This window comes from Gelidibacter japonicus, assembly GCF_010725055.1.
In the GTDB taxonomy this organism is placed as follows: Bacteria; Bacteroidota; Bacteroidia; order Flavobacteriales; family Flavobacteriaceae; genus Gelidibacter; species Gelidibacter japonicus.
On sequence record NZ_BJKB01000013.1, the window covers coordinates 16,400 to 28,287 of the forward strand.

Annotated in this window: 11 protein-coding genes; 5 read left to right on the forward strand and 6 right to left on the reverse strand. The window is 38.2% G+C overall.

Translation table 11 applies throughout. The features are described 5' to 3' along the window. The first annotated feature begins 260 nt into the window (after positions 1 to 260). From lysS to G6N06_RS13345, 3 genes are all read left to right on the forward strand, one after another. Complete coding sequence (lysS, locus tag G6N06_RS13335; protein ID WP_163517258.1) at positions 261 to 1,949, forward strand: lysine--tRNA ligase; 1,689 nt, start codon at positions 261 to 263, stop codon at positions 1,947 to 1,949. Positions 1,950 to 1,956: 7 nt separating this feature from the next. Further along, entirely contained in the window at positions 1,957 to 2,856 is a 900-nt protein-coding gene (locus G6N06_RS20140) for an endonuclease/exonuclease/phosphatase family protein (protein WP_371865864.1), read from the forward strand. A gap of 401 nt (positions 2,857 to 3,257) precedes the next feature. Then, positions 3,258 to 5,732, forward strand: coding sequence for a zinc-dependent metalloprotease (locus G6N06_RS13345; RefSeq protein ID WP_163517379.1), 2,475 nt, complete (start codon positions 3,258 to 3,260; stop codon positions 5,730 to 5,732). 56 nt (positions 5,733 to 5,788) lie between these two features. On the opposite strand, the gene G6N06_RS13350 is transcribed toward G6N06_RS13345, so the two are convergent. Together G6N06_RS13350 and G6N06_RS13355 are read right to left on the reverse strand one after the other, a co-directional pair. Continuing rightward, positions 5,789 to 6,568 carry an alpha/beta hydrolase gene (locus G6N06_RS13350; RefSeq protein WP_240338066.1) on the reverse strand — a complete coding sequence of 260 codons (780 nt, stop codon included), beginning with the start codon at positions 6,566 to 6,568 and terminating at the stop codon, positions 5,789 to 5,791. Between the two features lie 10 nt (positions 6,569 to 6,578). Beyond that, complete coding sequence (locus G6N06_RS13355; protein WP_163517261.1) at positions 6,579 to 7,445, reverse strand: alpha/beta hydrolase; 867 nt, start codon at positions 7,443 to 7,445, stop codon at positions 6,579 to 6,581. Between the two features lie 240 nt (positions 7,446 to 7,685). On the opposite strand from G6N06_RS13355, the gene G6N06_RS13360 reads away from it, so the two are divergent. Beyond that, a complete protein-coding gene (locus tag G6N06_RS13360; RefSeq protein ID WP_205334775.1) occupies positions 7,686 to 8,168 on the forward strand; it encodes a hypothetical protein in 483 nt (160 codons plus the stop codon). 84 nt (positions 8,169 to 8,252) lie between these two features. Here G6N06_RS13360 and hemL read toward each other — a convergent pair whose 3' ends face one another. From hemL to G6N06_RS13380, 4 genes are read right to left on the reverse strand one after another with little or no spacing between them, the layout of a single operon-like run. Next, positions 8,253 to 9,539, reverse strand: a complete 1,287-nt coding sequence (hemL, locus tag G6N06_RS13365; RefSeq protein ID WP_163517262.1) for a glutamate-1-semialdehyde 2,1-aminomutase — start codon at positions 9,537 to 9,539, stop codon at positions 8,253 to 8,255. 3 nt (positions 9,540 to 9,542) lie between these two features. Next, on the reverse strand, positions 9,543 to 10,343 hold the full coding sequence (locus tag G6N06_RS13370; protein WP_240338067.1) for a glucosaminidase domain-containing protein: 801 nt from the start codon (positions 10,341 to 10,343) through the stop codon (positions 9,543 to 9,545). Between the two features lie 31 nt (positions 10,344 to 10,374). Further along, positions 10,375 to 11,286, reverse strand: a complete 912-nt coding sequence (locus G6N06_RS13375; protein WP_163517264.1) for a 1-aminocyclopropane-1-carboxylate deaminase/D-cysteine desulfhydrase — start codon at positions 11,284 to 11,286, stop codon at positions 10,375 to 10,377. A gap of 4 nt (positions 11,287 to 11,290) precedes the next feature. Continuing rightward, positions 11,291 to 11,614, reverse strand: coding sequence for a hypothetical protein (locus G6N06_RS13380; RefSeq protein ID WP_163517265.1), 324 nt, complete (start codon positions 11,612 to 11,614; stop codon positions 11,291 to 11,293). Positions 11,615 to 11,720: 106 nt separating this feature from the next. On the opposite strand from G6N06_RS13380, the gene G6N06_RS13385 reads away from it, so the two are divergent. Continuing rightward, positions 11,721 to 11,882 (forward strand): C1orf53 family protein, encoded by a 162-nt coding sequence (locus G6N06_RS13385; protein ID WP_163517266.1) that lies wholly within the window; start codon positions 11,721 to 11,723, stop codon positions 11,880 to 11,882. Positions 11,883 to 11,888: the final 6 nt, after the last annotated feature.

Genomic DNA, 11,888 nt, shown 5'->3' on the forward strand with positions numbered 1-11,888 from the left:
TACACCTTCCGTTAGGTTGGTGTGACAATAAGACGCATAAACTTAAGATTTGTTACGGAATTCTACTTATAAACAGTCCTTTTAAAAACTGAATGAAATGCAAAAATCATCAAAAATTTGAAAAGCACTGCTAAAAACAAACAACTTCACCATTTATTAAAATCTTTCCCTGAATAATCAATCAAAAAGCCAATCTATCCATGAAAGTAGGAGGTTTATTTTTTAAAAAAGTGTAATTTTGCACATTAAAATTTAACAGCATGCAACTTTCAGAACAAGAACTCATTCGAAGAGAGAAATTAGTCACATTACGTGAAATGGGTATTAATCCATATCCAGCCGATTTATATCCTGTGGACCATACGTCCAAACAGGTGAAAGAGCAATTTGAAGAAGGCAAGAAAGTTGTCATTGCTGGCCGATTGATGTCCGTAAGAGTTCAGGGGAAAGCAAGCTTTGCCCAGATACAGGATTCTGAAGGGAGAATCCAAGCGTATTTCAATCGAGATGAAATCTGTCCTGGCGATGATAAAACCTTATACAACGAGGTTTTTAAAAAGCTATTGGATTTTGGTGATTTCATTGGGATTGAAGGGGAATTATTTACAACTCAAGTTGGCGAAAAAACGGTAAAAGTCAAAAATTTTACTTTACTGAGTAAATCCCTAAAACCTTTACCACTGCCAAAGGAAAAGGATGGTGTGATCTATGATGCATTTACAGATCCTGAGCAACGCTATAGACAACGTTATGCCGATTTGGTGGTCAATCCAAATGTTAAAAAGGTATTTATCAAACGTACCAAGTTATACAATGCCATGCGTCAGTTTTTTAATGATGCAGGTTACTTTGAGGTAGAGACTCCTATTTTGCAACCCATTCCAGGAGGGGCGGCTGCGCGTCCGTTTGTAACGCACCACAACAGTTTAGACATTCCGTTATACATGCGAATTGCTAACGAACTTTACCTGAAACGTCTTATTGTTGGAGGTTTTGACGGCGTTTATGAGTTTTCAAAGAATTTCAGAAACGAAGGCATGGACCGTACCCATAATCCGGAGTTTACAGCAATGGAAATCTATGTATCCTACAAAGACTACAATTGGATGATGAACTTTTGTGAGGAATTGTTAGAACATTGTGCCATTGCCGTAAACGGTACTACCGAAGCAACTTTTGGCGAGCACAAAATCAATTTTAAAGCGCCATATGCCCGTGTCACCATGACGGATTCCATTAAGCATTTTACCGGTTTTGATATTACCGGAAAATCTGAAGATGAGATCAGAAAAGCCGCCCAAGATATGGGCATTGCTGTAGATGAAACAATGGGTAAAGGCAAATTGATAGACGAAATTTTTGGTGAAAAGTGCGAGGGCAATTATATCCAACCCACATTCATTACAGATTATCCAAAGGAAATGAGTCCGCTATGCAAGGAACATCGCGACAATCCGGAACTCACTGAGCGTTTTGAATTGATGGTCTGCGGTAAGGAAATCGCCAATGCCTATTCTGAATTGAACGACCCTATTGACCAACGTGAGCGTTTTGAACATCAAATGGAATTGGCTCAAAAAGGCGATGACGAAGCTACTGAAATGATTGATTACGATTTCTTACGGGCCTTAGAATACGGAATGCCTCCAACATCAGGAATGGGCATAGGTATGGATCGACTTATCATGTATTTGACCAATAACCAATCCATCCAGGAAGTGTTGTTCTTCCCTCAAATGAAACCAGAAAAGAAGGCTGTTGCAATGACGGATGAAGAAAAAGCTGTGCTGACCCTTCTAAAATCTAATGGGCCAATCGATTTAAACACCTTAAAAGCCCAATCAGGATTGAGCAACAAAAAGTGGGATGCCACTATTAAAGGCCTGACAAAAAACAAACTTGCCAAAGTGAATAAAACTGAAGCCGGATTATTTGTAGATATCATCTAATATCATGATGAAAATTTTTGTAATATTAAGAGCATGTGCATTGTTTGCATATGCTTTTTTATTACTTATACATTTTATCCTAAAGGATCATTTCCAGTTTCTCCAAATTGTTTTCTACGCCTTTCCGCTACCTATATTAATTTTTATTGGAAGTGTTATTACCATTTTATTTTATAGGTCAAAAGCATATTTTATCTTTTTAATCTGCCTGATTATAGTTCTTAATATTTTTTGGTTCAACAATGCTTATATTTTCCCAAGACATGTTGAAATACCAGAAAATGCCACTTCCGTTATTTTCTGGAATGCTGCAGATAGACCGACAATTCCCATGGCTATACTTTCAAAAAACATCAACAAAATTCAACCTGACATTATCGCTCTTGTTGAAACAGAACACGCCACCCAAGAAGACATTGTCCAGCTCTCGGAGGAGTTTCCTGCTTATGAATTTCGAATACTTGATGGCTATATGATGATTGGAGTTAAAGGTCATATCAAAAACGTATCTTACGTCATTGAAGAATATAGTCATGACATAAATTTTGTGGAGATGGAGATTGCCAATGGCCCCTTATTAGTTGCGCTTACGGACACTTTTCAAAAACCAACAATGGATAAACGAAAAACTTTGGGAACGGTATTGCAATTAGTTTCCGAGAGAAATGTAGATCTTATTGTCGGCGATTTCAACACACCGTATGAAAGTGTTCATTTCAGAAATTTTGAAATCGACTACAATAGCTTCCATGATTACGGACAGGGATTTAGTGCCACTTGGCCCTTTGGAATTCCTTTGCTTGAGATTGATCAAATTTATACCGTTAAAACGCTAAGCCCCATCCTACTTCAAAAGTTTTACTATAATGTGTCTGATCATGCCATGCTCGTGGGATATTTTAAATAATATTTCGGTAGTCAGTGTTTCCAATTTCTTATAAACTATTTCTACGAATGCTCTTTTAATTACAAAAACTCGTATATTTCCGTAGTTCAGTACATTAGTTCTGGTAAAACAACGTGTTTTACCGAATTTTATCAATGACATCCTAGTTTTTAGAAACTATTTCTTTAGAAATTGTTTGGGCAATTTTAGTTTAAACAATACATGTTTATCAATTAATTATAATAAAGTCCAGGTTCCCCGCCAGCAGACAGGGTCTTGATACCTTATCGGACAACAATGATTCCAATAGTTAAATAAATATTAAAATATATTGCAATACTCTATGAATGATAGGTATTCCGTATTTTCACTTTTTTAATTTCTAAACTCCTAACATTTTGAAAAAAATCTCCTTAAGCGCGATGTTTTTGGCGTCCTTTTTTTTAGTTGCATCATGTTCAACTTCCAAAAAAGCATCCAAATCACCAGCTCCCAGCAGTGCCGCTTCAGATGCCGCTAAAAAACCTGGAAAAAATGACATCCAGCCGTATAACAAAGTCATTACCAAAGATGCTGTAAGCGATCCAGGATTGTTTACGGTCCACAAAATAGACGAGACCTACTTTTATGAAATTCCCGATTCACTTTTTGAACGCGAAATGCTAAAAGTGACCCGTATTGCCAAAACAGCCAGTGGTTTAGGTTTTGGTGGTGGCAAGCAAGACGAGCAGGTGTTGCGTTGGCAAAAGAAAGGTAAAAGAGTCTTACTCCGCATGGTTTCACACAACGTCGTTGCCAATGACACCTTACCAGTTCATGAAGCGGTTGTAAATTCCAATTTTGAACCTGTACTGTTCAGCTTTCCAATAAAAGCTTTTGGTAAAGATTCGTTGACCACCGTAATTGATGTCACCGATTTATTTAGTAAAGATGTAAAACCTTTAGGCTTACCTGACCGAAGTAGAAAACAATATAAAGTAACCCGTTTAGACTCAGACCTCTCGTATATTGAGAGTATAAAAAGTTACCCACTGAATATTGAAACACGCCATGTAAAAACCTACAATGCTAGTGAACCCCCTTCCAATGCAACCAGTGGTGCTATTTCCATAGAGCTCAACAACTCCATGATCCTATTACCTAAAGTACCGATGAAACGTAGAATATTTGATCAACGTGTCGGCTGGTTTACAAGTGGACAAATAGATTACGGTTTGGATGCCCATGAGAGCAAGAGAGTCACCTATTTGGATAGATGGCGACTTGAGGTCAAGGATGAAGACATTGAGAAATTTAAGCGTGGTGAATTGGTGGAGCCTAAAAAACAAATTGTCTACTATATTGACAGAGCGACTCCTGAGCAATGGCGTAAATACATCAAACAAGGTATTGAAGATTGGCAAGTGGCCTTTGAAGCTGCCGGGTTTAAAAATGCAATTATAGCCAAAGATCCTCCTACAATTGAAGAGGATCCGGATTGGAGCCCGGAAGATGCGCGTTATTCTGTTGTGCGTTATTTAGCCTCCCCTATCCCAAATGCCAATGGCCCACACGTTAGTGATCCAAGAAGTGGCGAAATAATAGAAAGCGATATCAACTGGTACCATAACGTTATGACCTTGTTGCGCAACTGGTTCTTTGTACAAACTGCGGCCATCAATCCTGAAGCACAAAGTGTGAGATTTAAAGATGAAATCATGGGACGATTGATTCGGTTTGTGTCCTCACACGAAGTAGGACATACTTTAGGTTTACCCCATAATATGGCAAGTAGTTCTGCTTATAAAGTGGACGACCTACGTGATCCAGAATTCACTAAAAAACACGGAACTGCACCATCCATTATGGATTATGCGCGTTTTAATTACGTGGCACAACCAGGTGATGAAGGGGTTGCTTTAATGCCAAACATTGGGGTGTATGATAAATATGCCATCGCTTGGGGTTACCGTCCAATTTTGGATGCCGAAACACCAGAAGATGAAAAGAAAACCTTAGATAGCTGGATTTTAAAGCATGCAGGAGATCCAATGTATCGTTTTGGAAGACAGCAAAGTGGCGGTGTCATTGACCCTAGCTCGCAAACAGAAGATTTGGGAGATGATGCCATGAAGGCGAGCGCCTACGGCATTGCCAACTTAAAACGTATCGTTCCAAACCTCCTCAAATGGACTGCTGAAGATGGTAAGGATTATAGCGATTTAGGAACCATGTATGGCGAAGTATTAGGCCAATACAATCGTTATATGGGACACGTCACTGCGAACATTGGTGGTGTCTATGAAATTTACAAAACTTATGATCAAGAAGGAGACGTTTATACGCATGTTGACAAGGCCAAACAAAAAGAGGCTTTACAATTTCTTCAAAAAGAATTGTTCACCACTCCAGAATGGCTTTTGGACAACGATATTTTCAACAAGATTGAATTTGATGGTAGCTTAGAGCGCATCCGCAGCACACAGACCAGAACACTTGATAATATTCTTGATTTTGGAAGAATGCAGCGTATGAGTGAAAATGAAACGATCAACGGAAAAGATGCTTATGGTTTATTAGCCATGATGCAAGATTTACGCAAAGGTATTTTCAGTGAATTGAACAGTGGAAAATCGATAGATGTTTACAGAAGAAACCTTCAACGTGCCTATATTGATCGTATGAACTATTTAATGACCAAAGAGCAGACCCCTGTTCCGTCACAGTTCAGACGTTTTATCTCCCGAACGAATGTCGATGTAAGTCAATCAGACATCAGAGCCATCACAAGAGCCGAGTTGAAAACGCTCGAAGGCACCATCAGATCTGGATTGGCCAGAACTAATGACACCATGAGCAGAATCCATTTGACAGACGCTTTACAAAGGATTGATGCGATATTGAATCCGAAGAGTTAAAATCTTAATTAGTAATAAATTTAAAAAATGCTTCAGGACGTTCTTGAAGCATTTTTTTATCTCAGAAGCTCTTGAATGCCAGTTCTATAAGCTTCAAACTCAATCAGGTCATTATGGCCTCCACCTTCAATCTCTATAAATGTCACTTGCGATTTTGGCAGGATATCAACTAATTTTTTACCAGATTCGTATGGCACCACCCCATCATCAGTACCATGAAAAATCACAATGGGACATCTCACGGAAGTAATAAATTCATTGGTAGGAAATTTATATTGCAATAACTTTTCAACCGGAAGAAAAGGAAAGCGGGACTTTGCCACATCAACCATGCTGTAATAAGGGGTTTCTAAAATCAATAGTTTGGCTTTATTTTTAGACGCGAGATAGGTCGCAATCCCAGTTCCCAAGGACCTTCCGTAAAGTGCGATTTCCGAATCAGAATAGTTTTCCTTTAAGTAATCGTAGCAATATTGTGCGTCGTTGTAAAACGCAGCCTCACTTAATTTCCCGGTGCTTTTACCATAAGTTCGGTAATCCATAATCAACACATCGTAATCCATATGTACAAAGAACTCTGCAATGGTTCCCCATCGGGATAAATCGCCAGCATTCCCATGAAAATACAGAATGACCCCTTTGGGATTTTCAGCTTTAAAGTGAATGGCATTAATCACCGCATGATCATCTGTTTTAAAAAATAGTTCTTCAAACGGATGATTAAATTCATATTGAAAATCCTGAGGTAGAACCGTCGGCATAAAAAGAATTTTCTCTTGTAAAAAATATAAAGATGCTCCAATCATAATATATAAAGCCACTATAACTAGTAGCACATTTTTAAGTTTATTTTTTGTTTTTTGAATGCTTGACATGAATGCTTGTGGTGTTAAGGTCAATATTTTTTGGAGTTGTGGTGATGATATCCTCAAGCATGATGTGATAGGATTCAAAGTTGTTCAAGTTCTTATGCCCTCCGCCAATTACGGTATGCAAACAGGTCAACTTCGGATTGATAAGTGAGAGTTTAACACCTGTTGTATAGGGAATCAATTTATCATCGGTGCCATGAATGATATGAATAGGGCATTGCACGTATTTTAACCATTTATAGGTTGGTAGAGGATATTTTATCAACAACGACAACGGCATGAACGGCAGATAACGTTTGGTAACTTTCGTTAAACTGTAATAGGCCGATTCCAAAATAAGCATCTTAGGATGGTTCATTGAGGCCAGCTTCGCGGCAAAACCAGAACCCAAAGAGCGCCCGTAAAGAATGATGCGATCTTCAGAGGTCAATTCCCTGATCTTATTGTAAACCTCCTGCAGATCGCATTTAATGGCCTTTTGCGAGCGTCTTCCCGTACTTTTACCAAAACCTCTGTAATCAACCATCAGCACATTATAGCCAAGACGGGTAAAATCGACGGCAAACTTGCCCCAACCCTTTATGCTTTTGGAGTTGCCTTTAAGGTACAACACAATGCCTTTACTTTCACCTTCTGGAAAAAATCGTATGGCATTGATGATAGCCCCATCCCGTGTTTCAAGATTGTGTTCTTCAAAAATCTGATTGTCATAGTTGAATTGAAAGCCTTTGGGCAGTTTTTCTGGTTTGAACAGCATATAGTCCTGCAGGTAATATAATGCAACGCTTACAATAATGTAAACGATGACTACAAAAACCAACGCTGACAACCAATAGGCCATGGAAAACGATATTTGAGATACAAGATATAAAAAAGACTTTAGGTTTAGTCGAGTTTCTTGTTTCTTGTTTCTTGTTTCAAACTTGAAGTTCTTTAGAAGTAATAGTTCACGAAGGTTTGGAACCAATTAAACATTAAAAGCATGTTAAATTCCTACATAAACCTTCTTTAGAATTCATACATTTTAAACTTTCCTCATCATTATCAGTCATAGCACTACAAACCTTTAAAAAATAGAAACATGAAAAAACTAATAATGATCCTGATTGCAGTTGCAACACTACAAGTTTCGGCTCAGGACCAAAAAAGAGAAATGAAAAAACAGCGTATGACTTCCAGAATGGATTATTCTCCTGAAGAAACAGCGCAACTCCAGTCTAAGAAATTGACCTTAAAACTCGATTTAAACAGCAAACAACAAAAAGAAGTATCCGATCTGTTTTTGGAACAAGCCAAATTGAGACAAAGTCAAAAAGAAACTTATTTAGAATCAAAAGCGAAAGAAGAAAATAAGACTTTTTCAAAAGAAGAGCGTTTTAAAATGGCAAATGCAAGATTGGACCAGCAAATTGAAATGAAGAAAAAAATGAAAGACATTTTATCTGCGGAGCAATATGAAAAATGGGATAAAATGAGTGAAAGACGTCAACACAAAGGCAAAAGACACGGTATGCGTTCCAAAAACAAAAAAGAGGGAATGCATCAACAAAAAGCAAAACAGTAATTTTTAAACTTCAAATTAAACCAAGTAAAAAGGAAATTTCTTCTTTAGAAATTCCCTTTTTACTTTATTATAATTCTATGAATTTTAAAGATCTTTACTTACGGTTGCCACGGCTTTGATCGTTGCATCCAGATCATCATAACTCAGGGCATCACATATAAACCAAGTCTCAAAAGCACTCGGGGCAATATAAACCCCTTCTTTAAGCATGCCGTGAAAGAACTTTTTAAAGGTCTCGTTATTAGCTTTTGCAGCAGATTCAAAATCATGCACCTCGTGCTCCTCAAAATGGATGGAAATCATTGATCCCATTCTATTGATGGTGTGCTTCACCTTATTGACTTCAAGGGCTTTCGACATTCCATGGTGTAGGTATTCTGTTTTCTCTGCCAAACGATCAAAAACCGTTCTATCACTATTCAAATGTTGCAACATGGCCAGGCCTGCCGCCATGGCTAAAGGATTTCCACTTAAAGTTCCCGCTTGATACACAGGACCAAGGGGTGCCAAAAAATCCATGATTTCATTTCTTGCCGCAAAGGCTCCAACTGGCAAACCGCCACCGATCACCTTTCCAAAGCAAACGATATCGGCATTGACATTGTATAATTCTTGGGCCCCACCAGGAGCCAATCTAAATCCGGTCATGACCTCGTCAAAAATCAACAAAATATCATGTTGATCGCATAAAGCTCTCAACTTTTTCAAGAAATTATCCTTTGGGGGAATGCACCCCATATTTCCGGCAACCGGTTCAATGATAATACAAGCAATCTCACCCTTATTCGCTTCCACTAATTGTGTGACATTGTCAATATCATTAAATTTTGCCAGAAACGTATCTTTTGCCGTACCTTGGGTAACACCAGGACTATTAGGCGTGCCAAAAGTAATTGCACCAGAGCCTGCCGCGATCAAAAACGCATCACTATGTCCATGATAACACCCTGCAAACTTTATAATTTTATCCTTTTTGGTATAGCCGCGTGCCAATCGAACCGCACTCATACATGCCTCCGTTCCTGAATTGACAAATCTTATTTTATCGATATTGGGCACCATTGAAATCGCCAATTGTGCAATCTCTGTTTCAATGGCTGTCGGCATTCCAAAAGAAGTGCCTTGTTTCGCTTTCTTAATGACCGCATCCACTACCGGCTCAAAAGCGTGGCCGAGAATCATAGGCCCCCATGAATTGATATAATCAATATAAATATTTCCATCTTCATCATGCACATAGGCACCTTTAGCCGATTTGGCAAAAATAGGTGTTCCGCCAACAGCACCAAATGCTCTTACGGGCGAATTCACACCACCTGGAATTACTTTTTCTGCGTCTTTAAATAAACTACTACTGCGTTGATATAACATGAACTAATTGTCTTTAATAATGAGAATTTGACCTATTTGTAAATCGTTATTGTTCATTCCGTTCAGCTTTTGCAACTCATCAACGGAAAGATTATAGCGTTTTGAAAGGGAATACATTGTGTCTCCTTTCACCACTTTATGGGTGAGCTGTGAGTCAACCTCACTTCTTCGAGGTTTTGACTTTGTGCCCAAAACCTCTTGATCGAATTGATACAGTTGGAAACGTTCAATCAAACTGATCAATTTGTCGGGATATTTTCTATCTGTGGCATAGCCTGCTGCTCTTAGGCCTTTTGCCCAACCTTGATAATCATCAATATCCAATTGGAACAATTTGGAATATCGTCCACGAGAAGTTAAAAACTCAGAGTGGTCCTCAAAAGATTGTTCGGCATGTTTGTATTTTCTAAAACATTCTTGCGATGCATCGTCATCATGATGAATCTTTTCCCCTGTCCATCCATGACATTTAATACCAAAATGATTATTGGCTTCCACGGCCAATCTTCCTCTTCCAGAGCCTGATTCTAAAATGCCCTGGGCCAAAGTGATGCTTGCCGGAATTTTGTGCGTTCGCATATTATTTTTGGCTATTTCACTGTAGGTCGCAATATAGATTTCGTTGACATTTAAATTTCCGGATGGCCTCGGAGTAGTAACGACAGGAGAGCCTTCATCCGACGGAATGGAAGAGCGATGATCTCTAACAACACGTTCGGTTTTTGTTTTAGCATTTTTCTTTTTGGTAACAATCCGCTTCTTCCCTCCGCAACTTGCAAGCGTCAACGCTACAATCAAAATCATTATTAATCTCAGACTAAATTTCATAGATAAATTAACTAATTAAGGGCCATTGCTTTTTATTCAATAATTCATTCATTCCAGAAATCCCCTGTAAACCGCCAGTATGAATGACCAATATTTTTGAGGCTTCAGGAAAATATCCTTTGCTCAATAAATCCATAACGCCATACATCATCTTCCCAGTATAAACAGGATCCAGCGGAATGTTATAATCTCTTTTAAACTCATTCATAAAACCGATTAATTCGGTATTTATTTTAGCATATCCGCCAAAATGATAGTCGGTGATGAGTTTCCAGTTTGGATTTTTGGCAAACTTACTAATTTCTTCTCTCAAAAAATCACCTTTTAACGCAGGAAAACCTAGAATCTTCTGATGCGGTTTTGAGGCATTGATGATTCCAGAAATAGTTCCTCCAGTTCCCACAGAACAACAGATATAATCAAATTTAGAATCTTCCTCCAACAGGATTTCCTCACAACCTTTAATAGCCAATTCATTGGTGCCACCTTCTGGAATTAAATAGAAGTCTGCAAATTCACGTCTTAAGTTTTGAATAAATTCTTCGGAAATTTTATTTCTAAACGCCTCGCGGGTCACAAATTTAAACTGCATGCCACAACTTTTGGCGAATTTCAAGGTGGGATTGCCTTCTACTTTATCCACCAACTCCTCGCCTCTAATTACGCCAATCGTTTCAAAAGCGAACTCTTTCCCCACCGCAGCAACAGCGGCAATATGATTCGAAAAAGCACCTCCAAAAGTCAACAAGGTGTTTCTTCCTTCCTGTTTTGCCTGCACCAAATTATATTTCAATTTTCGGTATTTATTTCCTGAAATATAAGGATGGATAAGGTCTTCCCTTTTAACAGAAAGTAGATGATTGGAATTTGGTCCCAAGTTTAAGATTTGGTTTTCTGAAAGATGTACCTTAAAATTCATGGCTTCAAAGATATTTCAAAAAGTTCCAAAAAGGACGTTTTTTAAGAAATTCTAAATGGCGCTCATTCTGATAGGCCTCACGCTCAAAGGAGATATTTTGATAAGCCCTATGCCAATTCCTATAGTACCCATAACGCACCAAAAACTCCAGACCATACCAGATAAAAAAGGGAAGTATCAAGAGTTCCGCTTGTTGTTTTAAGTGAATACGTTCATGATTGACAAAAACTTCATTAAGTTTGAGATAAGCGTGCTTTACAAATACAAACGGAAACAAGGCAATGCCGGTATAACCCTTTGGAACAATGTATTTGGAGACTAAAATCATGAATCAATCACTTAAAAATCCCTTGGACGGCCCATATATTGGGTCCGAAAACTTGAATTTTGAGACAAGGAATATTTTCTCGAATTTACACTATCTTTGTAATACTATGAAAAAAATTGTGCCTCTTGAAGAAGGCGATTATTATTTGACACCAGAAGGCTACCGCTGTTTTACTGCTCAATATCTACTTAAGCGTGGCTATTGTTGTGAAAGTGGCTGTAGACATTGCCCTTATGGTTTTGATAAGAAAAAATTAAAAACAAACTAATGCAAA

What these genes read in the sequence shown, in the direction of transcription:
- lysS (WP_163517258.1), top strand. Translation starts at nt 261, where the DNA reads ATGCAACTTTCAGAACAAGAACTCATTCGAAGAGAGAAATTAGTCACA.
- G6N06_RS20140 (WP_371865864.1), top strand. Translation starts at nt 1,957, where the DNA reads ATGAAAATTTTTGTAATATTAAGAGCATGTGCATTGTTTGCATATGCT.
- G6N06_RS13345 (WP_163517379.1), top strand. Translation starts at nt 3,258, where the DNA reads ATGTTTTTGGCGTCCTTTTTTTTAGTTGCATCATGTTCAACTTCCAAA.
- G6N06_RS13355 (WP_163517261.1), bottom strand. Translation starts at nt 7,445, where the DNA reads ATGGCCTATTGGTTGTCAGCGTTGGTTTTTGTAGTCATCGTTTACATT.
- G6N06_RS13360 (WP_205334775.1), top strand. Translation starts at nt 7,686, where the DNA reads ATGAAAAAACTAATAATGATCCTGATTGCAGTTGCAACACTACAAGTT.
- hemL (WP_163517262.1), bottom strand. Translation starts at nt 9,539, where the DNA reads ATGTTATATCAACGCAGTAGTAGTTTATTTAAAGACGCAGAAAAAGTA.
- G6N06_RS13370 (WP_240338067.1), bottom strand. Translation starts at nt 10,343, where the DNA reads ATGATTTTGATTGTAGCGTTGACGCTTGCAAGTTGCGGAGGGAAGAAG.
- G6N06_RS13375 (WP_163517264.1), bottom strand. Translation starts at nt 11,286, where the DNA reads ATGAATTTTAAGGTACATCTTTCAGAAAACCAAATCTTAAACTTGGGA.
- G6N06_RS13380 (WP_163517265.1), bottom strand. Translation starts at nt 11,614, where the DNA reads ATGATTTTAGTCTCCAAATACATTGTTCCAAAGGGTTATACCGGCATT.
- G6N06_RS13385 (WP_163517266.1), top strand. Translation starts at nt 11,721, where the DNA reads ATGAAAAAAATTGTGCCTCTTGAAGAAGGCGATTATTATTTGACACCA.